Raw genomic sequence first — 20,219 nt, forward strand, 5'->3', positions numbered from 1 at the left:
CGAAGCACAGTTCGTGCTCGGGGCCTGTCCTTCGATACGCTACCTCGATACGCCCGCTACGCGGACTACTCGGCAGCTACTCAGGACGAACGGAGAAGTTTAGAGCGCGGCGGATACTGCACGCAGCAGAGCCGTGGCCCCGGCGCAGGCCGGGGCCGCTATGGTGGAGAGGGTGTGCTTCGTAACCGAGCAGACCCGGCCTGCGCCGGGGCGACGGCCGGGGAAACCTTCCCCGGCCTCACACTGCCGCGTCGACCGCCTTGGACCGCTTGGCGAAGCTCTTGCGCAGTTTCGCCAGCTTGGGCGGGATCACCGCGAGGCAGTACGGATTGCGCCGGCCTTCGCCGTCCCAATAGTCCTGATGGTAATCCTCGGCCGGATACCAGTGCGACGCAGGCTCGATCGTGGTGACGATCGGCCTGGGCCAGTCTGCGCTCGCACGCTCGATCGCGGCCTGCGCTTCCTCGCGCTGGTCGGGCGTGGCGGGGAACAGCGCCGAGCGATATTGCGTGCCGACATCGTTGCCCTGACGGTTGAGTTGCGTCGGATCGTGCGTCGCAAAGAAGATGTCGAGCAGTTCGGCATAGCGGATCTGATCGGCGTCGAACGTCACGCGGATCGCCTCGGCGTGGCCGGTATCGCCGCCGCACACCTGCTTGTAGGTCGGGTTCGCGACCGAGCCGCCGATATAGCCGCTCTCGACCTTCTCCACGCCGATCACGTCGGCGAACACCGCCTCGGTGCACCAGAAACATCCGCCCGCGAACGTGGCGACTTCGGTTGCCATTGCTTGCTCCTCTTTGATGACCTGAAAGATAGGAAGCGATTGGCGCGGCGCAATCTCTGGTGGTAGGCGCATGTGCGAGCAGCGAAGGGGTAAGCGATGATCGACGGCGCGGTGCTGGTGACGGGCGGAGCGGGCTATATCGGCAGCCATGCGGTGCTGGCGCTGCTCGACGCGGGATATCGCGTCGTGGTGGTCGACAATCTCGTCACCGGCTTCGCCTGGGCGGTCGATCCCCGCGCGACGTTGGTCGAGGCCAATATCGAGGACGACGACGCAGTGCGCGCGGCGATCCGAACACACGACGTCAAGGCGATCATGCACTTCGCCGGGTCGGTGGTGGTGCCGGAATCGGTGAGCGATCCGCTCAAATACTACCGCAACAACACCGTCGCGACGCGCGCGCTGCTCGAGAGCGCGGTAGTGTGCGGGGTGCCGCACTTCATCTTCTCTTCGACCGCGGCGACCTATGGCACGCCCGCGCGCATCCCGGTGGTCGAGACCGACCCGACCGTGCCGATCAACCCTTATGGCATGTCCAAGCTGATGACCGAGGCGATGCTGCGCGACGTGGCGGCGGCACACCCGATCAATTACTGCGCGCTCCGCTATTTCAACGTCGCGGGCGCCGATCCGCAGGGCCGATCGGGTCAGTCCACCGCAGGCGCGACGCACCTCATCAAGGTCGCGGTCGAGGCGGCGACCGGCAAGCGCGCGAGCGTCGGCGTGTTCGGCACCGATTTCGACACGCCCGACGGCACGGGGGTGCGCGATTACATCCACGTCAGCGATCTGGCGGCGGCGCATGTCGCCGCGCTCGATCTGCTCGTCGCCGATCCCGCCAGGAGCCACACGCTCAACGCCGGCTACGGGCGCGGCTTCTCGGTGCTGGAGGTGCTCGATGCGGTCGACCGCGTCACCAACGTGACGATCGAGCGCAAGATCGAAGGTCGCCGCGCGGGCGACCCCGCCGCGCTGATCTCGGACAATGCCGCGATCCTCAAGGCGCTCGACTGGGCGCCCCGGCGTGACGACCTCGACCTGATCGTGCGTGACGCGCTCGCGTGGGAGCGCACGCTCGCCGAACGCGGCTGACGCTGCGCCAATCGCGCGAGGTACAAGGTTTTTGGGGTAGCGCGCGATCGCGCGCGACGTAGGCGCACCGCTATGACCACGCAGGCGCAAACCGGGGTGTCGGCATTGACCGAGAAGGAGAAGCAGACGCTTCGCCTGATCGTTCGCGGCCACGACGCGAAGTCGATTGCGCGCGATCTCGGCCTTTCGGTCCACACCATCAACGAACGGCTGCGCGATGCCCGTCGCAAGCTGGCGGTGTCGAGCAGCCGCGAGGCGGCGCGGCTGTTGTTCGCGGCGGAGGGCGGCGATCCGAGCCCGGCACTCCCCCAAAAGCTTGGGCACGAGCAAATCGGGGCAGACCCCGTCGGCCCGGAGCCCGATCACGACGCCGCGCCGACCATCGGCGCGGGGCGCGTGACCCGCGTGGCCCCGATCATCCTCGGAGGGCTTATCATGACGTTCGTTCTCGGCCTGCTCGCGCTGACCGCTTTGCCGCAACCGCTCGCCGCGCCGCCATCGCGCGAGGCAGCCGATCCCAAGGTGGTCGATACCGCACGGCATTGGCTGGCGCTGGTCGATCAGGGGCGCTGGGAGGAAAGCTATCGTGCAACCGGCGCACCGTTCCGCACGCTCAACACCGCACAGGTCTGGGCGGAAACCTCCGGAAAGGTGCGGACGCCGCTGGGCGACGTGGTGTCGCGCACGTTCGCAAGCCAGGAAACGCTGCCGGCGCCCCCGGCCGGCTACGAGGTTGTGAAGTTCCGCACCAGCTTCGCCAACCGCGCCGATGCGATCGAAACGGTCACGCTCGATTTCGAGAGCGGCACCTGGCGCGTGGTAGGGGTGTCGATCGGCTGAGACGGGCGGCGCGCCCCACGCGGGCGCGCGGCCCATGCCGGTTGCGTTTGCGCGCGCGTCCGCGCTACCCCTTGATCTTTAGACCAAAAGAGGCGGGGCGGATGCGGTGGATGGCGGTGGCGTTCGGGCTGGGTGCGATGGTCGCCCCGATCGTCGCGCAAGCGCAGGAGCGCGCCGACCAGCGGCAGTTCTTCACGCTCTACAAGGAACTGGTCGAGACCAACACCACGCTGTCGGCGGGAAGTTGCACCGATGCCGCCGCCAAGGTCGCCGCGCGGCTGGAGGATGCCGGCTATCCCGCGCGCGACATCACCCTGTTCTCCGCGCCGAACCACCCGAAGGAGGGGGGCATGGTCGCGGTGCTGGCGGGCAGCGACCCCGCCGCCAAGCCGATCCTGCTGCTCGCGCACATCGACGTGATCGAGGCGAACCGCGCCGACTGGGCGCGCGACCCGTTCAGGCTGGTCGAGGCGGACGGCTATTATTACGGGCGCGGCACCGCCGACGACAAGTCGATGGCGGCGATCTGGGCGGATGCGCTGATCCGCTTCCGGGCCTCCGGCTATCATCCCAAACGCACGGTGAAGCTGGCGCTGACCTGCGGCGAGGAGACCACCTACGCCTTCAACGGCGCGGAGTGGCTCACCAGGAATCGGCCCGCGCTGATCGCTGCCGAATTCGCGCTCAACGAAGGTGGCGGCGGGCGCTACGGCGACGACGGCAAGCCCGAACTGCTCGCCATCCAGATCGGCGAGAAGGCCGCGCAGAACTACACGTTCGCCACCAGCAGCCCCGGCGGGCACAGCTCGCAGCCGACCCCGGACAATGCGATCTACCAGCTCGCCGATGCGCTCAAGGCGGTGCAGGGCTACACCTTCCCGGTGCGCTTCACCGACACGACGCGCGCCTTCTTCGCGGCGATCGCACAGGATCGCAAATCGACCCCGCCGGCGCTGGCCGAAGCGATCCGCCGGTTGCTCGCCAATCCGCAGGACGCCGAGGCGGCGGCGCTGCTCGACCATGACAAGACCTTCCACGCGACCTTGCGCACCACCTGCGTCGCGACCCTGCTCAAGGCGGGCCATGCCGAGAATGCGCTGCCGCAGCGCGCCACCGCCAACGTCAACTGCCGCATCTTTCCCGGCGAAACGGTCGACGCGACGCTCGCCACGCTGAAGGGGCTGGCCGGGCCGAACGTCACCGTCACCGCCAATGCGCCGATCCGCCCGACCGCGATCCCGCCCGCGTTCGATCCCGCCGTGGTCGGCCCGGCCAAGGCGGTGGCCGCGCGCCACTTTCCCGGCGTGCCGATGCTGCCGCTGATGTCGACCGGCGCGACCGACGGCATCTTCTTTGAAAGCATCGGCATCCCCGTGTACGGCGCGCCGGGGCTGATGTTCGATGCCGACGGCAACGGCATGCACGGCCTCAACGAACGGATCGGTGTGAAGGCGCTCTATCAGGGCCGCGATTATCTGTTCGATCTGGTCAAGGCCTATGCCGGCTGACCCGCCCGTCAGCCCCGGTTCAGCCGCGCCGGTGTAACCGGATGCATCCGCGGCGCGTATCTCCATGTGAGACGAACGTCCCGGATGTGGAGACAGCGATGATGAAGACGATCCTTGGCGGACTTGGGCTTGCCGGCGCGGCGGTGTTCGCGCTGTCGGGCGGCGTCGCCAGCGCGGAGCGTGCGGTGCCGATTCCCGCCGCCCAGCATGACGTTCCCAACGCCGGCAAGCCGCAGGTCGCGGTGCTGGCGGGCGGCTGCTTCTGGGGCATGGAGGCGGTGTTCGAACATGTGAAGGGCGTGAAATCGGTGACGGCGGGCTACGCCGGCGGCAGCGCCGACACCGCCACCTACGATCAGGTGAGCAGCGAGACGACCGGCCATGCCGAGGCGATCCGCGTGGTCTATGATCCGGCACGCGTCAGCTATGCCACGCTGCTGCGCGTCTATTTCTCGGTCGCGCACGATCCGACCACGCTCAACCGGCAGATGCCCGACAGCGGCACCAGCTACCGTTCGGCGATCTTCCCGCAGAGCCCGGCGCAGCGTGCGGTCGCGGCGGCCTATATCGCGCAACTATCGCAGGCGCATGCCTTCAAGGCGCCGATCGTGACCAGGCTGGAGACGGGCGGCTTCTACCCGGCCGAAAGCTACCACCAGCACTTCTTCGACCGGAACCCGGATCACCCATACATCGTCCATTGGGACAAGCCCAAGCTCGCCGCGTTCCGGGCGGGCTTCCCCAGCCTCGCCGCCTGAGCGGCGCGGCTGGCTCGGGCCATCCTCAAGGGTGGCTTGAGCCGTGATTGGCGGCCGACATCGCGCTGTCGGTGGCAGCCGCGTTCTGCGCGTCGATCGCGTCCCACTCGGCGCGGGTGTGGCAGACGTTCTTGCCGAACATCGAGCCGGTCGGGACCTCGCTGCGGCAGACCTTCTTGTTGGGGTCTTGCGGCTTCTTGTCCTTGGCGTCGGCAGGTGCGGCGAAGATCAGCGCGGGCAGGGTTGCGGCGATGACAAGAGACGGCAGGCGCATGCGATGGCTCCGATCGTACGGGGGTGAGCGGCGTGCCGCTTCCCGCCCTGACTATCGCGACGGCTTTACCGTCGCAAGTCGCCTTATGCTTCGCTGTCGCGCGGCGACTTCTTGCGCTTCGCCCCCGCTAGCGCGGAGAGTACGCCGCGCAACGTGCGCACTTCCTGGCTCGACCAGCCCGGCTTGGTGAGCAATGTGCGCAAGGTGCGGCGCGTCGCGGGCGTGCGATCGGGCGGGAAGAAGAAGTTGGCGTCCTCCAGCATGCCGTCGAGCTGCGCGATCATTCCGTCGAGTTCTTCCTGGGGCGCGGGCTCGGGCAGATCGACCTCGGGCGGCTGCGCAAGCGCGATCCCCTTGGACCATTCGTAGGCGACCAGGATCACCGCCTGCGCAAGGTTTAGCGAACCGAACTCGGGATTGATCGGCACGGTGATGATCTCGCGCGCGACCGCGACGTCGTCGGTTTCCAGCCCCGACCGCTCCGGCCCGAACAGGATCGCGGTGCGCCCTGGGCCGGTGTGGATCGCGCGTGCGGCGACTTCGGGCGTGACGACCGGCTTGGTGACGCCGCGCTTGCGCACCGTGGTGGCATAGACGTTGGGGCAATCGGCGATCGCTTCCGCCAGCGTCTCGTACACCTGCGCGCGTTCGAGCACGCTGTCCGCGCCTGAGGCGGCCGGCCCGGCGGCGGGGTTGGGCCAGCCGTCACGCGGCGCGACCAGCCGCATCTCGACGAGCCCGAAGTTGAGCATCGCGCGCGCGGCCTTGCCGATGTTCTCGCCAAGCTGCGGGCGGACGAGCACGATGACGGGGGGCGGGGTATGACTCCGTTCGTCCCGAGTAGATGTCGAGCCTGTCGAGACATCGTATCGAGGGACAATCTCCCGCGCCGGCTTCTTCGCCGCGGCGGATACCGCGGCCCAGTCGGACCGGAACAGCGCCTCCTTCTTCTTGCGCGACCAGTCCTTGACCTGCTGTTCCGCCTCCAGCGCCTCAACCCGCGAGGGGAAATCCTGCGACCACATCAGTTCGACGGGCAGGCGCGAGCGCGTATAGCCCTCGATCTGTCCGGATTGGTGCTGGCCGATCCGCGTCTCCAGATCGTCGGTATGGCCGGTGTAATAGCTGCCATCGGCGCAGCGGAGGATGTAGATCCAGAAGTTCATCGCTCAGGCTCTATCCCTCGATACGCTATCTCGACAAGCTCGATAGCTACTCGGGACGAACGGAATGGGGCGATCACTTCCTCTAAACCGTTCGTGCCGAGTAGCGATCGAGTAGGCGAAGCCGTATCGAGACCGCGTATCCAGGCAACCCCGCTCAGGACGGTGCGCTCACCCCTTCGCCACCGCGCTCACATTCCCGGCGAACTCCTCGAAGTCCTTGGCCTCGCGGAAGTCCTTATACACGCTGGCGAAGCGGATGTAGGCGACCGAGTCCATCCCCTTCAGCCCTTCCATCACCATCTCGCCGATGCGTTGCGAGTGGATTTCGGTCTCGCCCTGCGTCTCGAGCTGGCGCTGGATGCTCGAGACGAGCTTCTCCAGCCGCACCGGCTCGATCGGGCGTTTGCGCGCGGCGATCAGCAGCGAACGGAGCAATTTCTCCCGGTCGAACGGTTCGCGCCGGTCCTCGCTTTTCAGCACAACCAGCTCGCGAAGCTGGATACGCTCGAACGTGGTGAAGCGCGCCGCGCAGCCCTCGCACTGGCGCCGCCTGCGGATCGCCGCCCCGTCGTCGGTGGGGCGGCTGTCCTTTACCTGACTGTCTTCATGTCCGCAGAAAGGACAGCGCAAATCACATCCCCGGGTAGATCGGGAAGCGTGCGCACAACGCCGCGACCCGCTCGCGGACGTTGGCCTCGACCTGCGCGTCGCCCTGTTCGCCGTTCTTGCGCAGGCCGTCGAGCACGTCGGCGACCATGTTGCCGATCTCGCGGAACTCGGCCGGCCCGAAGCCGCGCGTGGTGCCGGCGGGCGAGCCGACGCGGATGCCGCTGGTCTTGGTCGGCGGCAGCGGATCGTTGGGGATGCCGTTCTTGTTGCAGGTGATCCCTGCGCGCTCCAGCGCCTCGTCGGCGTCCTTGCCGGTCACGCCCAGAGGGGTGAGGTCGATCAGCGCGAGGTGCGTGTCGGTGCCGCCCGAGACGACCTCCGCGCCGCGTTCCTTGAGCGTCGCGGCCAGCACCTTGGCGTTCTCGATCACGGCGGCGGCATAGGTCTTGAAGTCGGGGCGCAGCGCCTCGCCGAACGCGACCGCCTTGGCGGCGATGACGTGCATCAGCGGCCCGCCCTGAAGCCCCGGGAACACCGCCGAGTTGATCTTCTTGGCGATGGCCTCGTCGTTGGTCAGGATCATGCCGCCGCGCGGTCCACGCAGCGTCTTGTGCGTGGTGGTCGTCACGACATGCGCGTGCGGCAGCGGCGAGGGGTGCAGCCCGGCGGCGACGAGCCCGGCGAAATGCGCCATGTCGACCATGAAATACGCGCCCACCTCATCGGCGATCGCGCGGAAGCGGGCGAAGTCGATCTCGCGCGGATAGGCCGAGCCGCCCGCGATGATGATCTTCGGGCTGTTGGCGCGCGCGATCTCGGCGACGTTGTCATAGTCGATCAGGTGCGTGACCGGATCGACGCCATATTGCACCGCGTTGAACCACTTGCCCGACATCGCGGCGCGCGCGCCGTGCGTCAGGTGGCCGCCCGCGTCGAGGCTCAGGCCCATCACCGTCTCGCCGGGCTTGACGAGCGCGAGCATCACCGCGCCGTTGGCCTGCGCGCCCGAATGCGGCTGGACGTTGACGAAGCCGCAATCGAACAACTGCTTGGCGCGGTCGATGGCCAACTGCTCGACCTCGTCGGACGGATGGCAGCCCTGATAGTAACGCTTGCCGGGATAGCCTTCGGCGTACTTGTTGGTGAACACCGACCCTTGCGCCTCCAGCACCGCGCGCGAGACGATGTTCTCGCTCGCGATCAGCTCGATCTGGTCCTGCTCGCGCTTCAGTTCGTGGCGCACGCCCGCGAACACCGCGGGGTCGGCATCGGCGAGGCTCTGCGTGAAGAAGCCGTCCGGCTGTACGGCGTCGAGCCGGGGGTCGTGGATCTGGGTGCTCATGCGCTTTCCCTTTCGAGAGCGGGGGCGCCGAGCTTGTCGACGCGGGGTTGATGACGGCCACCGGCGAACCCGGCGGCAAGGAAGCTTTCGAGGCACGCCTGCGCCATGTCGGGCCCGGTCAGCCGCGCGCCCATCGCGATGACGTTGGCGTCGTTATGCTCGCGCGCAAGCCGCGCGGCGAACGGATCGGACACCAGCGCGCAGCGACAGGCGGGATTGCGGTTGACCGCAATCGAGATGCCGATGCCCGAGCCGCACAGGGCGACGCCGAAATCGGCCGCCCCGGCGGCGATGTGCTGCGCGAGGGCATAACCGTAATCGGGATAATCGACTCGCGCTGCCGTTTCGGGCCCGAGATCGGTTACGGCGTGCCCGGCGTCCCGCGCCCAGGCGACGAGCGCGGCCTTGAGGTCGACGGCGGCGTGATCGGATGCGAAGGCGATGCGCAAGGCGGCGGCGAGTCCCATGTGCGATGTCAGACGCGCGGCTCTTACGCAAAGCGGCGGGCGATTGCCACACCCGTCGCCACGCCATACACCGGCGACATGACGGACACATCAGCCGGCCCGACTCCCCAGCGCGACGCGGCGCGGGCGGAGCTTGTCGCGATCCTGCTGCGCACCGGCGAGGAGGACCGCGCCGCCTTCGCCGAACTCTATTCGCGCACGAGTGCGAAGCTTTTCGGTATCTGCCTGCGTATCTGCGGCGAACGGGAGGCGGCGGCGGACGTGTTGCATGATGTCTATCTGACGGTGTGGAAGCGGGCCGGGGCCTATGAACCTTCGCGCGCGAGCCCGATTACATGGCTCGCGACCATCGCGCGCAACCGTGCGATCGATTGGCGGCGCGCGCAGGGCACCCGCCGCACCGCCGCGCTGGAGGAGGCGCCCGAGATCGCCGACGCGGCCCCGCTCGCCAGCGAGGCGATGGTCGCCGACGAGCAGGCGCACAGCCTGCACCGGTGCCTTGAGGAACTCGACGGCAACCAGCGCGATTCGATCCGCACCGCCTTCTTCCAGGGCGTGACCTATGCCGAACTCGCCGAGCGGGTGAGCGTACCGCTCGGCACGATGAAAAGCTGGGTTCGACGCGGCCTCGCCCGGCTGCGGGAGTGCCTGGAGGCATGACCGACATCCGCACCCCCGATGATCTGCCTGACGTCGCCGCCGCCGAACTCGCGCTCGGCGTGCTGGACGGGGAGGAACGCGCGACCGCGCTGCGCCGCGTGCTTGCCGAACCCGGCTTCGCGCAGGAGGTGGAGCGCTGGCGTAGCTACCTTGCGCAGTTGTTCGAGATATGGCCCGAAGTCGCCGCGCCTGCGGGCGTGTTCGCGCGCGTGGAGCGTTCGCTCGATGCGCCGCACGCGGTCGCGCCCGCGCCGCGTGGCCGTTTCTGGCCGGCGCTCGCGGGGTTGACCAGCATTGCCGCCGCCGGTCTGCTGGTGTTCGTGGTCGCGCGGCCCGCGCCGCCGCTTCCTGTGCCCGCGCCGACCCAGGCACCGGCGGCGCAGCGGCTGCTGGTCGCCTCGATCGCGCCCACCGCCAAGGGCGCCCCGATCGCGGCGGTGTTCGATCCTGCGCGCGGAGTTCTGCGCGTCAGCAAGGGCGATACGCCCGCCAGCGGTCGTAGCGCGGAGCTATGGGTGATCGGTGCGGACAAGACGCCGCACTCGCTCGGCCTGCTCGCCACCGGCGGCGCGACCAGCGTCACGCCTGCCGTCGCGATCCGCCGGCAACTCAGCCCCGGCGCGACGCTTGCGGTGACGATCGAACCCGCAGGCGGCTCGCCGACCGGCGCGCCGACCGGGCCGATCGTGCTGAAGGGCGATCTGTCGGAAGTGTAAGCGCTAGGCGGATCTTTTTGCGCACGCCTGCATCCGTCGCGTGTCCCACGCCGTATCTACGGCAGTCTTTCTCCTCGGCGGTGAAAGGCGTGTGCCCCGGCGTGCTTTCTCCCTCCGTCAGCCGTGCCGGGCCGAAGCGTAACGGAGCCTGTCGGTGGAACACCCCACCGACAGGTTCTTTTCATTTGGACGCGAACACGTCATGGAAGCGTCATCGCTTTGTCGTAGCTGAGCGCCGCGCGCCTAACGGTCCGGCCGCAGGAGATTGAAATGGCTATCGCAGCCCGCACGCCCAAGAACCGCGCCGTACGTGCGGCGGTTCACCGCCATGAGCATCTGTCGAAGCAGGGCATCCTCGAACGCGCCTTCACCTTCGCGTTCCGGGGGCTGGTCTATGCGCAGATCTGGGAGGACCCGAAGGTCGACATGGAGGCGCTGGCGATCACGCCCGACAGCCATGTCGTGACGATCGCCTCGGGCGGCTGCAACATGATGTCGTATCTGACCGCGAACCCCAAGGCGATCACCGCGGTCGATCTCAACACCGCGCACATCGCGCTCAACAAGCTGAAGGTGGTGGCGGCGCGGCACCTGCCCGATTACCAGACCTTCCACCGCTTCTTCGCGCGCGCCAACAGCCGCGCCAACATCCTCGCCTATCGCACCTATGTCCGCCCGCATCTCGACGAGACGAGCAAGCGCTATTGGGAAGGCCGCGACATGGTCGGCCGGCGCCGCATCGGCGGCTTCGCCAAGGGCGTGTACAAGCGTGGGCTGCTCGGCAATTTCATCGGCGCGGCGCACCTGATCGCACGCATGAACGGCGCCAACCCAAAGGCTTTGCTCAAGGCCAGGTCGATCGAGGAGCAGCGCGAGATCTTCGACCGCGAATTCGCGCCGGTGTTCGACAGGGGCTTCGTCAAGTGGCTGACCGATCAGCCGGCGTCGCTGTTCGGCCTCGGCATCCCGCCCGCGCAGTACGAAGCGCTGGCCGGCGACGAGAAGATGGCGGTGGTCTTACGCGAGCGGCTCGAGAAGCTCGCCTGCGATTTCGACCTCAAGGACAACTACTTCGCGTGGCAGGCGTTCAATCGCGGCTATAGTGAGGATCCCAACGCGCCGCTTCCGCCCTATCTCCAGAAGGACCATTATCAGGAGATCATCGATCGGGTCAGCCGGATCGAGGTGCGCCACACCAACTTCACCGACTATCTGCGCGGCTGCGACGCGGGCTCGCGCGATCGCTACATCCTGCTCGACGCGCAGGACTGGATGACGGACCAGCAATTGACCGAGCTGTGGAGCGAGATCACCCGCACCGCCAAGCCCGGCGCGCGCGTGCTGTTCCGCACCGCCGGGATCGAGACGATCCTGCCCGGCCGCGTGCCCGACGCGATCCTCGGCCAGTGGGAGTATCGTGCCGAGGATTCGCTCGATTACACCAAGCGCGATCGTTCCTCGATCTACGGCGGCGTCCACCTCTACGTGCTGAAATAATGGCCGGGAACGCGAGCGCCGGTCATGCCGGGCACATGGATGCGATCTACAAGACGCAGCGCCATTTCTACGACCTGACGCGCAAATACTATTTGCTCGGCCGCGATGCGCTGATCGCCGGCCTCGCCCCGCCGGCGGGCGGCACCGTGCTGGAGATCGGCTGCGGCACCGGGCGCAACCTGATCGCGGCGGCGAAGCGCTGGCCCGACGCGCGCTACTACGGCATCGACATTTCCGAAGCGATGCTCGAGACCGCGCGCGCCAGCGTGGTCAAGGCCGGGTTGTCGGACCGCATCACGCTCGCGCAGGGCGATGCAACCCGCTTCGACGCGCAGGCGCTGTTCGACGTCAGCGCGTTCGACCGCATCTTCCAGAGCTATACGCTGTCGATGATCCCCGACTGGCAGGGTGCCTTGCGCGAAGGTGCTGGCAAGCTCGCGCCGGGCGGACGGCTCGACATCGTCGATTTCGGCCAGCAGGAGCGGTTGCCGGGCGCGTTCAAGGCGCTGCTGTTCGCGTGGCTCGCCAAGTTCGACGTGACGCCCCGCGCGGACCTGAAAAGTGCGGCATGCGGCATCTCCAAGGAAAGCGGCCTCACCGCCAGCTTCGCCTCGCTGCGCAACGGCTATGCCTGGTCGGCCCGGTTGAGCCGGGCGGCTTAACGCGGCGGCTAGGGCGTGGTATACGCAAACGTATGAACTCTCTCACGCATATCGAAGCTTCGACCAAGGCGAGATTCAGCGCCTCGGAGTTCTTGCAGATGTGCGAGGCGGGCGCTTTCCCCGACATGAAGGTCGAACTTGTCGACGGAGAGCTTGAACGCATGACGCCCCCGATGAACGCGCATAGTGGGCGGCAGACGCTCGTGATGGCGCGGCTTCTGTCAGTCCTGCCGCTCAAGCTGGTGCGGGTAGAGATTGGTATCGTCATCGACGATGACACGGTGTTGACGTGCGACGCGGCGGTATTGCAGTCGCCAGTCGTGGAAAACCGAATGCTGACGCCTACAGATATCACTTTGGTGGTGGAGGTGGCGGAGACCACGGTGGCGCGCGACATGGGCATGAAGCGCATCAAATACGCAACAGCAGGTATCGGCTCGTACTGGGTGATCGACAGCGGCCGTTTGGTCGTTCACGTTTTCGCCGAGCCGCTCGATGGCGATTACGCGTCGATCAGCACCGTCCGTTTCGGCACCCCGCTGGCGGTGCCGGGCACCGAACGGACGATCGTCATCGACTGATCTCGCCGGCGCTCAACTCGGCTATTCGCTGGGACTCAGCGAAGCCGAAGCCGGTGCCTCACGACACCGCTCCCGACCTCGCCACGCCGCTCGCGGATGCCGAACATCGCCCGCACACCATCAATGATGGAACAGCAGGTACAGCACCAGGATCACCGGGATCGGCACGCCCAACAGCCAGAGAATACAGCCTTTTCCCATCGTGATGCCCTTCGTTGCAGGTTCGTCACGATATAACGGGCGGAGGCAGACTCGGTTCCGACAGCGGCTCAGGCGGCCTTGCGCAACTCCAGCCGGCTCCAGATTTCCGACAGCGCCTGCGTCAGGTCGCGCATCATCGCTTCGTCGTGCGCGGGGCCGGGGGTGAAGCGCAGCCGCTCGGTGCCGCGCGGTACGGTGGGGTAATTGATCGGCTGCACGTACACGCCATATTCGGCGAGCAGGATGTCGCTGATCTTCTTGGCTTTCACCGGATCGCCGACCATCACCGGCACGATATGGGTCTCGCCGATCATCACCGGCAGCCCGGCCTTGCTCAGCATCGCCTTGAGCGTCGCCGCCGCCGCCTGCTGCGCCTCGCGCTCGACGCTCGATGCCTTGAGGTGGCGCACGCTCGCCAATACGCCCGCGACCAGCACCGGCGACAGCGAGGTGGTGAAGATGAAGCCCGGCGCATAGGAGCGGATCACGTCGACGATCATCTGATCGGCGGCGATATAGCCGCCCATCACCCCGAACGCCTTGCCGAGCGTACCCTCGATGATGGTCAGCCGGTCGGCCACGCCGTCGCGTTCGGAAATGCCGCCACCGCGCGCGCCGTACATGCCGACCGCGTGGACCTCGTCGAGATAGGTCAGCGCATTGTATTTGTCGGCAAGGTCGCAGATCGCCGCGATCGGTGCGACGTCACCTTCCATCGAATAGACGCTCTCGAACGCGATCAGCTTGGGCGTGGCGGGATCGACTGCGGCGAGCAGTTCCTCGAGATGCGCGAGATCGTTGTGGCGGAACACGAACTTCTCGCAACCCGCGTTGCGGATGCCAGCGATCATCGAGGCGTGGTTCAACTCGTCGGAGAAGATCACGCAACCCGGCAGGATCTTCGCCAGCGTCGCCAGCGTCGCCTCGTTCGAGACATAGCCGCTGGTGAACAGCAAAGCGCCTTCCTTGCCGTGCAGATCGGCAAGTTCAGCCTCGAGATCGACATGGTAATGCGTGTTGCCGCCGATGTTGCGCGTGCCGCCCGAGCCGGCGCCGACGTCGTGCAGCGCCTCCTCCATCGCCGCGATCACCTTGGGATGCTGCCCCATCGCGAGATAGTCGTTCGAACACCATACGGTGATCGGCTTGGGGCCGTTATGCCCGGCGAAGCAGCGCGCGTTGGGGTAGGCACCCTTATTGCGCAGGATGTCGATAAAGACCCGATAGCGACCCTCGGCATGCAGCCGGTCGATCGCCTGGGTGAAGATCCGCGAGTAATCGACCCCGCGCGCCGGTGCATGCGATTCCATGATGGTCGGCATCTAGTCGCAATCCCTCCCGCTTTCCAGCGCATTACGTGCATCCGCGCATGTCGCGCGCGCACGAAGACGCTGCCCTCTAGACCGATCGCGCCGGCCTTTGCTGTTGGACACTTTGTCGCAGCCTCGCCCGCCAGGTGCAAGCCGCTTCAAAGCGACTCGGTTTCGGCCAGCCCGAACCGGGCCAGCGCCGGGCGCAGCGCCGCATCGTCAGCGCCCGCGCCGGTGAACACCGCGCGGCCCGCGCCGGGCGTGTCGGGCCAGTCCTGTCCTTGCGTCAGATAGGCGACGCGCCGCGCGATCCCCGCTGATCCATCCACGAACGCGATCGGGCGCGGCGCGGCGGCGGCGAGAGCGTCCACCACCAGCGGGAAGTGGGTGCAGGCGTTGACGATCACGTCGATCCGCTCGCCGCCGGGCTGGTCGAGCAATCCGCCCAGAATCGCGCGATAGCGTTCCGGCGCGGCGGCGCGGCCACGCAGCGCATCCTCGGCAAGCTGCACCAGCTCGGCCGAGCCGTGGCGCAGCACCAGGCAATCGCCCGCGAAGCGCCGCGCGAGATCGTCGACATACGGCTGGCGCACGGTCGCATCGGTGCCGAGCACGCCGATCGCGCGGGTGCGGCTCGCCTCGGCGGCGGGTTTGATTGCGGGCACCGTCCCGACCACCGGCAGATCGAGCGCGCTGCGCACCGCGCCGAGCGCGATGGTCGAGGCGGTGTTGCACGCGATCACGATGAGGCGCGGGCGATAGCGCTCCGCCAGCCGGCCGAGCAGCGCGGGCACGCGCGCGGCGATCTCCGCCTCGGTCTTGGTGCCATAGGGAAAGCCGCCCGAATCGGCGGCATAGACGAACGGTGCGCCCGGCAGCAGCGCGCGCGTCGCGCCCAGCACCGACAGCCCGCCGACGCCCGAATCGAAGAACAGGATCGGCCGCATGTCCACCATGGCCCGCACATACGCGCGCGCGCCGGTTTGACAATCGCGCCGGTTGATGAAGAGCAATGGCGTCCCCGGTCGCAGGGCGTTAGAAGGGTCGCGTCTGGGGGCGCAACGATCATCATGCCGACGCAAAATTGGATGAGTTTGGCCGTGCTCGTGCTCGGCTATCTGCTCGGCTCGATCCCGTTCGGGCTGATCCTGACGCGCGCGTTCGGCGCGGGCGATCTGCGCGCGATCGGTTCGGGCAATATCGGCGCGACCAACGTGCTGCGCACCGGGCGCAAGGGGCTGGCGGCGGCGACGTTGATCCTCGATGCGTTAAAGGGTGTCGCGGCGGTCCTGCTGGCCGAGGCGGTCGCGCCCGGCACCGGCGTGATCGCGGGCGGCGCGGCGTTCCTCGGGCATCTCTACCCGGTGTGGCTGCGCTTTCGCGGCGGCAAGGGCGTGGCGACCTTGCTCGGCATCGCGCTCGCGCTGCACTGGCCGATCGGGCTGGTCTATGCGGTGGTGTGGCTCGGGCTGCTCAGCGTCGTGCGGATCTCGTCGGTTGCGGGGATGACCGCGGCGGTGAGCGCGCCGGTCGCCGCCGCCTTGTTCGACCGCTTCGACGATGTGCCGCTGCTGATCGCCTGCGCGCTGCTCGTGTTGTGGAAGCACCGCGCCAATATCGAGCGGCTGCTCGACGGCAGCGAGCCGCGTGTCGGCAAATCGCGTGGCTGACGCAGCGGCGGTCGCGCGCCTCCGCCTGATCCGCACCGCGCAGATCGGCCCTGTCACCTACCGGCAACTGGTCGCGCGCTTCGGCGATGCGGCAGCGGCGATCGAGGCGCTGCCCGGGCTTGCCGCGCGTGGCGGCGGGCGTTCGCCGGTGGTGGCGGCCGTGTCGGTCGCCGAACGCGAACTGGCGGCGGCGCGGAAACTCGGCGCGCGGCATCTGTTCATCGAGGACGACGATTACCCCGAGCTGCTCGCCGAACTGGACGACGCACCGCCGGTGGTGATGGTGCGCGGCGACGTCGCGTTGCTGGCGAGGGCCTGTGTGGCGATGGTCGGCGCGCGCAACGCCTCGGCCGCGGCCTGCCGCTTCGCGCGCCAGATCGCCGCCGAACTGGGCGACGCGCGCGTGACGGTGGTGTCCGGCCTCGCGCGCGGGGTCGACACCGCCGCGCATATCGGCGGACTTGAGGGCGGGACGGTCGGCGTGATCGCGGGCGGCATCGACGTGGTCTATCCGCCCGAAAATGCCGGCTTGCAGGAACGGATCGCCAACGAGGGCCTGCTGATCGCCGAGCAACCCCCCGGCACCGAGCCGCGCGCGCGCCACTTCCCCTATCGCAACCGCATCATCGCCGGCGCATCGGCGGGGACATTGGTGGTGGAGGCGGCGCCGCGCTCGGGCTCGCTCATCACCGCGCGGCTGGCGGGCGAGGGCGGACGCGAGGTGATGGCGGTGCCGGGCAGCCCGCTCGACCCGCGCGCGCAAGGCTGCAACGGGCTGATCCGTGAGGGCGCGACGCTGATCCAGTCCGCCGCCGACGTACTCGAAGCGATCCGCCCGATCGACGCGCGCGGCGTGCGCTCGCGGGTGGCGCGCTGGTCGGGACCACCACCACAGGACGCGAGCGCGGCCGAGCGGCGCGCGATCACCGACCTGCTCGTCCCGGTGCCGGTCGCGGTCGACGAACTGATCCGCCAGTCGGGCGCGGCACCGATGGTGGTGCAGACTGTGCTGCTGGAGCTGGAACTCGCCGCGCGGCTGGAGCGGCATGCCGGCGGGCGGGCGAGTCTGGTCGCATAGCGGCGGCGGCTAGTCCGCGCCCCCGTTTGCGAGCCGGGTCGGGGCTGGCACCATCGCCGTGGCGGTGACGATGCAGCGCTCCCCCGCTGGGCAGGCGATCGTGGTGCTGGCGAGGAACCCCGCATCGTTCTGCAACGACACGAAGCGCTTCACGCCGACAAGATCGTCCGGGTTGAACTGGCGGAAGGCGCGCGAGCGCCGCCGGCCGGACCGGACGCTGTCGAGCGCTTCGATGATCGACGCGCGCCCGAGGCTCGGCCCGGCAGCGCGCTCCGCCAGAACGGCAAGCCGGGCGCTCGGCACATAGACGGGCGCGGCCGCGAGCAGGACGAAGGTCAGCACGACGATCAGGCCGCCGACGACGGTGAGCACATGGCGCATCCGCACCGTCTAGCCGTCAGGTGTAACCGATCCGTTTCACCCGCCCGGCGGAACGAAAAGGCGCTTGCGTCATTCGCATGGCCTACCGTTTCGAAAGGCAAGACGATGAAGACGATGCTGTTGGCGCTGGCGGTGCTGGCTACTCCCGCGGTCGCGCAAGCGCCGGTGCGGGCGAAGGAGCAGCCGATCGCGATCACGATGACCGATACCGGGTTCGTGCCGCGCCGGATCGCGCTCAGGCAGGGTGCGCCTTATGTGCTGCGCGTCACCAACCGGACGGGCAAGGGCCACAACCTCACGCAGAAGGCGTTCTTCGCCGCAGCGCGGGTCGCGCCGCAGGATCGCGGGCTGACTCGCGACGGGCAGATCGTGCTCGAGGGTGGCGAGCGGGCCACCGTGCATTTCCTCGCGCCCGTCACGCGGCGCGGCGGCACCTATCAGTTCAGCAGCACCACGCTCGCCGATGCGGATGACGATTACCGCGGCGTGTTCGTGATTCGCTGATCGGCCGGCGCGGCGCGGGGCGTGTGCCCCGCGCCGCCACCGTGCTTACCAGATGTGAACGCGCTGGGCGGGCGGCAGGTACAGCTTGCTGCCGGGCTTGACGTCGAACGCCGCATACCAGGCATCGACGTTGCGGACGACGCCGTTGGTGCGGAAATAGACCGGGCTGTGCGGATCGGTGAGCAGCGCCTGGCGCTGCGCGTCGGGCCGGGTCTTGCCGCGCCACGCCTGCGCGAAGGCGAGGAAGAAGCGCTGGTCGCCGGTCAGCCCGTCGATCACCGGCGCCTTGCCGTGCTTGGCCTGATAGCGCTGATACGCACCATAGGCCGCCTCGATCCCGCCGAGATCGCCGATGTTCTCGCCCAGCGTCAGCTTGCCCTGGATGTGCGTGCCCGGCACCGGCTCATACGCATCATACTGGCCGGCGAGCGCGCCGGTGCGCTGTTCGAACTGCGCCTTGGCGGTCGGCGTCCACCAGTTCTCGAACTTGCCCGTCGGCCCGAAGCCCGCACCCTGATCGTCGAAGCCGTGGCCCATCTCGTGGCCGATCACCGCGCCGATCGCGCCGTAATTGACCGCCGCATCGGCGGCGGGATCGAAGAACGGCGGTTGCAGGATCGCCGCCGGGAAGGTGATCTGGTTCATCAGCGGGTTGTAATAGGCGTTCACCGTCTGCGGGGTCATTTCCCACAGCGTGCGATCGACCGGCTTGGGGAAGCGCGAGAGTTCGAGCTGATGCTCGAATTCGCCGGAGCGCATCACATTGCCGAGCAGATCGCCGCGCACCACCTTGAAGCTCGAATAATCGATATACTTCGCCGGGTGACCGATGCGCGGTTCGAACGCGGCAAGCTTGGCGAGCGCCGCCTTGCGGGTCGGCTCATCCATCCACGGCGCTTTCGAGATCCGCTCCTGATAGGAGGCGCGCAGATTCTCGATCAGCTCGTTCATCTGTGCTTCCGCGGCGGGGGGATAGAAGCGCTCGACATACAGCTTGCCGACCGCCTCGCCGAGCGCGCCATTGGTCAGCGCGATGCCGCGCCGCCAGCGCTCGCGCTGCGCGGGCACGCCCGACAGCGTCTGGCTGTAGAAGGCGAAGCGCGCATCGTCGAACGCCTTGGGCAGCGCGGTCGCGTGATCGCTGATGAAGTGGAAGGCGAGGTAATCCTGCCATGTCGCCACCGGAGTCGCCGCGAAAATCTTGCCCATCGCCGCGACGGCGGTGTTCTGCGTCATCAGCACCTTGGGCGAGGATACGAGCCCGGCGGTGCTCAGCATCAGCCGCCAGTCAAACTCGGGCGCCTTGGCAGTGAGCCCGGCGATATCCTCGGGATCGTTCAGCTTGGCGATGTCGCGGCTTTCGGCGGGCGACCACTGGCTCTTGGCCATCGCGGTTTCGAGCGCGAAGATCGCATCGGCCTTGGCGCCCGCATCGGCGATGCCGCCGAGCGTCAGCATCTGCTGGATATAGGCGCGATACGCTTTGCGGAACGCGTCGTATTTCTCGCCCGGCAGCAGGTAATTGTCGCGCGGCATGCCGAGCCCGCCCTGACCGACCGCAGCGGTGTAATGCGTCGGATCGGCGAGGCCGGGCATGACGTCGATCTCGACCGGGGTCGCATAGCCGTTGCTGGCGAACAATGTCTGGAGTGCGGCAGGGTCCTTGGCGGCCGCGATCTTCGCAAGATAGGGCTTGAGCGGCGCGGTGCCCTTGGCCTCGATGCCGGCGGTGTCCATCCAGCTCGCGTAGAAATCGCCGACCTGCTGGCCGGTGGCGCCATATTTGGTCGGGTTGGCGGCCATGTCGTCGAGGATGGTGCGCACGTTCGCCTCCGACGCATCGCGCAGCAGCACGAACGGGCCGGTCGACGCCTTGTCGGCGGGGATCTCCGTCGCTTTGTCCCAGCCGCCGTTGGCATAGGCCCAGAAATCATCGCCCGGCTTCACGGCGGGGTCGCGTGCGGCAAGATCGACACCGAAATCCCCATAGACGGTCTTGGCGACGGGTGCGGCGATGGTCGGCACGGCGGCCGCCAGCGCAAGCGCCGCCGAGGTGCGGAGCAGAGTGGATAAGCGCATGAAGTCCCCCAAAATACTGGTGTATTACCGGAGCGTA

The 20,219-nt window shown here is 68.0% G+C and carries 22 protein-coding genes; 12 read left to right on the forward strand and 10 right to left on the reverse strand.

Annotation, left to right across the window (positions count from 1 at the left end):
* Window positions 1–238: 238 nt before the first annotated feature.
* Window positions 239–787 (reverse strand): peptide-methionine (S)-S-oxide reductase MsrA, encoded by a 549-nt coding sequence (msrA, locus tag AC3ANX_RS05325; RefSeq protein ID WP_488335979.1) that lies wholly within the window; start codon window positions 785–787, stop codon window positions 239–241.
* A gap of 96 nt (window positions 788–883) precedes the next feature.
* On the opposite strand from msrA (AC3ANX_RS05325), the gene galE reads away from it, so the two are divergent.
* The 4 genes from galE to msrA (AC3ANX_RS05345) all read left to right on the forward strand — a co-directional run bounded on the left by galE (window position 884) and on the right by msrA (AC3ANX_RS05345) (window position 4,985).
* Window positions 884–1,879 (forward strand): UDP-glucose 4-epimerase GalE, encoded by a 996-nt coding sequence (gene galE, locus AC3ANX_RS05330; RefSeq protein WP_488335980.1) that lies wholly within the window; start codon window positions 884–886, stop codon window positions 1,877–1,879.
* Between the two features lie 72 nt (window positions 1,880–1,951).
* Window positions 1,952–2,719: a helix-turn-helix domain-containing protein gene (locus tag AC3ANX_RS05335; RefSeq protein ID WP_488335981.1), complete on the forward strand. Its 768-nt coding sequence runs from the start codon at window positions 1,952–1,954 to the stop codon at window positions 2,717–2,719.
* A 101-nt stretch (window positions 2,720–2,820) separates the two neighbouring features.
* Window positions 2,821–4,227 carry a M20/M25/M40 family metallo-hydrolase gene (locus AC3ANX_RS05340; protein WP_488335982.1) on the forward strand — a complete coding sequence of 469 codons (1,407 nt, stop codon included), beginning with the start codon at window positions 2,821–2,823 and terminating at the stop codon, window positions 4,225–4,227.
* A 98-nt stretch (window positions 4,228–4,325) separates the two neighbouring features.
* Window positions 4,326–4,985, forward strand: a complete 660-nt coding sequence (gene msrA / locus AC3ANX_RS05345; protein ID WP_488335983.1) for a peptide-methionine (S)-S-oxide reductase MsrA — start codon at window positions 4,326–4,328, stop codon at window positions 4,983–4,985.
* Between the two features lie 25 nt (window positions 4,986–5,010).
* Here msrA (AC3ANX_RS05345) and AC3ANX_RS05350 read toward each other — a convergent pair whose 3' ends face one another.
* The 5 genes from AC3ANX_RS05350 to AC3ANX_RS05370 form a co-directional block, all read right to left on the reverse strand.
* Window positions 5,011–5,259, reverse strand: coding sequence for a hypothetical protein (locus AC3ANX_RS05350; RefSeq protein WP_488335984.1), 249 nt, complete (start codon window positions 5,257–5,259; stop codon window positions 5,011–5,013).
* An 83-nt stretch (window positions 5,260–5,342) separates the two neighbouring features.
* A complete protein-coding gene (locus AC3ANX_RS05355) occupies window positions 5,343–6,425 on the reverse strand; it encodes a TrmH family RNA methyltransferase (protein ID WP_488335985.1) in 1,083 nt (360 codons plus the stop codon).
* Between the two features lie 168 nt (window positions 6,426–6,593).
* Entirely contained in the window at window positions 6,594–7,055 is a 462-nt protein-coding gene (gene nrdR, locus AC3ANX_RS05360) for a transcriptional regulator NrdR (protein ID WP_488335986.1), read from the reverse strand.
* A 1-nt stretch (window position 7,056) separates the two neighbouring features.
* Window positions 7,057–8,376 carry a serine hydroxymethyltransferase gene (gene glyA / locus AC3ANX_RS05365; RefSeq protein ID WP_488335987.1) on the reverse strand — a complete coding sequence of 440 codons (1,320 nt, stop codon included), beginning with the start codon at window positions 8,374–8,376 and terminating at the stop codon, window positions 7,057–7,059.
* Window positions 8,373–8,825, reverse strand: coding sequence for an RpiB/LacA/LacB family sugar-phosphate isomerase (locus AC3ANX_RS05370; protein ID WP_488336891.1), 453 nt, complete (start codon window positions 8,823–8,825; stop codon window positions 8,373–8,375). The genes glyA and AC3ANX_RS05370 overlap by 4 nt, the downstream gene beginning before the upstream one ends.
* Before the next feature lie 96 nt (window positions 8,826–8,921).
* Between AC3ANX_RS05370 and AC3ANX_RS05375 the strand changes: the two genes are divergently transcribed.
* From AC3ANX_RS05375 to AC3ANX_RS05395, 5 genes are all read left to right on the forward strand, one after another.
* Window positions 8,922–9,503, forward strand: coding sequence for a sigma-70 family RNA polymerase sigma factor (locus tag AC3ANX_RS05375; RefSeq protein WP_488335988.1), 582 nt, complete (start codon window positions 8,922–8,924; stop codon window positions 9,501–9,503).
* Entirely contained in the window at window positions 9,500–10,219 is a 720-nt protein-coding gene (locus AC3ANX_RS05380) for an anti-sigma factor (protein WP_488335989.1), read from the forward strand. The genes AC3ANX_RS05375 and AC3ANX_RS05380 overlap by 4 nt, the downstream gene beginning before the upstream one ends.
* A gap of 270 nt (window positions 10,220–10,489) precedes the next feature.
* A complete protein-coding gene (locus tag AC3ANX_RS05385) occupies window positions 10,490–11,716 on the forward strand; it encodes a BtaA family protein (RefSeq protein WP_488335990.1) in 1,227 nt (408 codons plus the stop codon).
* Window positions 11,716–12,378, forward strand: coding sequence for a class I SAM-dependent methyltransferase (locus AC3ANX_RS05390; RefSeq protein ID WP_488335991.1), 663 nt, complete (start codon window positions 11,716–11,718; stop codon window positions 12,376–12,378). The genes AC3ANX_RS05385 and AC3ANX_RS05390 overlap by 1 nt, the downstream gene beginning before the upstream one ends.
* 32 nt (window positions 12,379–12,410) lie before the next feature.
* Window positions 12,411–12,959 (forward strand): Uma2 family endonuclease, encoded by a 549-nt coding sequence (locus AC3ANX_RS05395; RefSeq protein ID WP_488335992.1) that lies wholly within the window; start codon window positions 12,411–12,413, stop codon window positions 12,957–12,959.
* Between the two features lie 269 nt (window positions 12,960–13,228).
* On the opposite strand, the gene hemA is transcribed toward AC3ANX_RS05395, so the two are convergent.
* Both hemA and murI read right to left on the reverse strand, forming a co-directional pair.
* The gene (hemA, locus tag AC3ANX_RS05400) at window positions 13,229–14,482 is read right to left on the reverse strand and encodes a 5-aminolevulinate synthase (RefSeq protein ID WP_488335993.1); all 1,254 of its coding nucleotides are present in this window, start codon (window positions 14,480–14,482) and stop codon (window positions 13,229–13,231) included.
* 146 nt (window positions 14,483–14,628) lie between these two features.
* Window positions 14,629–15,426: a glutamate racemase gene (gene murI, locus AC3ANX_RS05405; RefSeq protein ID WP_488335994.1), complete on the reverse strand. Its 798-nt coding sequence runs from the start codon at window positions 15,424–15,426 to the stop codon at window positions 14,629–14,631.
* Between the two features lie 114 nt (window positions 15,427–15,540).
* Here murI and plsY point away from each other — a divergent pair, with 114 nt between their 5' ends.
* Window positions 15,541–16,140 carry a glycerol-3-phosphate 1-O-acyltransferase PlsY gene (plsY, locus tag AC3ANX_RS05410; protein WP_488335995.1) on the forward strand — a complete coding sequence of 200 codons (600 nt, stop codon included), beginning with the start codon at window positions 15,541–15,543 and terminating at the stop codon, window positions 16,138–16,140.
* Window positions 16,133–17,218, forward strand: coding sequence for a DNA-processing protein DprA (gene dprA / locus AC3ANX_RS05415; protein WP_488335996.1), 1,086 nt, complete (start codon window positions 16,133–16,135; stop codon window positions 17,216–17,218). The genes plsY and dprA overlap by 8 nt, the downstream gene beginning before the upstream one ends.
* A 9-nt stretch (window positions 17,219–17,227) precedes the next feature.
* Here dprA and AC3ANX_RS05420 read toward each other — a convergent pair whose 3' ends face one another.
* Window positions 17,228–17,605 carry a hypothetical protein gene (locus tag AC3ANX_RS05420; protein ID WP_488335997.1) on the reverse strand — a complete coding sequence of 126 codons (378 nt, stop codon included), beginning with the start codon at window positions 17,603–17,605 and terminating at the stop codon, window positions 17,228–17,230.
* Window positions 17,606–17,704: 99 nt separating this feature from the next.
* Here AC3ANX_RS05420 and AC3ANX_RS05425 point away from each other — a divergent pair, with 99 nt between their 5' ends.
* Window positions 17,705–18,103, forward strand: coding sequence for a cupredoxin domain-containing protein (locus tag AC3ANX_RS05425; RefSeq protein ID WP_488335998.1), 399 nt, complete (start codon window positions 17,705–17,707; stop codon window positions 18,101–18,103).
* 45 nt (window positions 18,104–18,148) lie between these two features.
* On the opposite strand, the gene AC3ANX_RS05430 is transcribed toward AC3ANX_RS05425, so the two are convergent.
* Complete coding sequence (locus tag AC3ANX_RS05430) at window positions 18,149–20,182, reverse strand: M13 family metallopeptidase (RefSeq protein WP_488335999.1); 2,034 nt, start codon at window positions 20,180–20,182, stop codon at window positions 18,149–18,151.
* Window positions 20,183–20,219 lie beyond the last annotated feature (37 nt).

Source organism: Sphingomonas sp. BRN-1R (genome assembly GCF_057748035.1).

Bases quoted from the DNA above. Each gene is read 5' to 3' on its own strand.
- hemA (WP_488335993.1), bottom strand. From the start codon at position 14,482: ATGCCGACCATCATGGAATCGCATGCACCGGCGCGCGGGGTCGATTAC.
- msrA (WP_488335979.1), bottom strand. From the start codon at position 787: ATGGCAACCGAAGTCGCCACGTTCGCGGGCGGATGTTTCTGGTGCACC.
- AC3ANX_RS05425 (WP_488335998.1), top strand. From the start codon at position 17,705: ATGAAGACGATGCTGTTGGCGCTGGCGGTGCTGGCTACTCCCGCGGTC.
- AC3ANX_RS05350 (WP_488335984.1), bottom strand. From the start codon at position 5,259: ATGCGCCTGCCGTCTCTTGTCATCGCCGCAACCCTGCCCGCGCTGATC.
- AC3ANX_RS05385 (WP_488335990.1), top strand. From the start codon at position 10,490: ATGGCTATCGCAGCCCGCACGCCCAAGAACCGCGCCGTACGTGCGGCG.
- murI (WP_488335994.1), bottom strand. From the start codon at position 15,426: ATGGTGGACATGCGGCCGATCCTGTTCTTCGATTCGGGCGTCGGCGGG.
- msrA (WP_488335983.1), top strand. From the start codon at position 4,326: ATGATGAAGACGATCCTTGGCGGACTTGGGCTTGCCGGCGCGGCGGTG.
- AC3ANX_RS05375 (WP_488335988.1), top strand. From the start codon at position 8,922: ATGACGGACACATCAGCCGGCCCGACTCCCCAGCGCGACGCGGCGCGG.
- glyA (WP_488335987.1), bottom strand. From the start codon at position 8,376: ATGAGCACCCAGATCCACGACCCCCGGCTCGACGCCGTACAGCCGGAC.
- AC3ANX_RS05340 (WP_488335982.1), top strand. From the start codon at position 2,821: ATGCGGTGGATGGCGGTGGCGTTCGGGCTGGGTGCGATGGTCGCCCCG.
- AC3ANX_RS05395 (WP_488335992.1), top strand. From the start codon at position 12,411: ATGAACTCTCTCACGCATATCGAAGCTTCGACCAAGGCGAGATTCAGC.
- AC3ANX_RS05380 (WP_488335989.1), top strand. From the start codon at position 9,500: ATGACCGACATCCGCACCCCCGATGATCTGCCTGACGTCGCCGCCGCC.
- AC3ANX_RS05335 (WP_488335981.1), top strand. From the start codon at position 1,952: ATGACCACGCAGGCGCAAACCGGGGTGTCGGCATTGACCGAGAAGGAG.
- AC3ANX_RS05390 (WP_488335991.1), top strand. From the start codon at position 11,716: ATGGCCGGGAACGCGAGCGCCGGTCATGCCGGGCACATGGATGCGATC.
- AC3ANX_RS05430 (WP_488335999.1), bottom strand. From the start codon at position 20,182: ATGCGCTTATCCACTCTGCTCCGCACCTCGGCGGCGCTTGCGCTGGCG.
- plsY (WP_488335995.1), top strand. From the start codon at position 15,541: ATGCCGACGCAAAATTGGATGAGTTTGGCCGTGCTCGTGCTCGGCTAT.
- galE (WP_488335980.1), top strand. From the start codon at position 884: ATGATCGACGGCGCGGTGCTGGTGACGGGCGGAGCGGGCTATATCGGC.
- AC3ANX_RS05355 (WP_488335985.1), bottom strand. From the start codon at position 6,425: ATGAACTTCTGGATCTACATCCTCCGCTGCGCCGATGGCAGCTATTAC.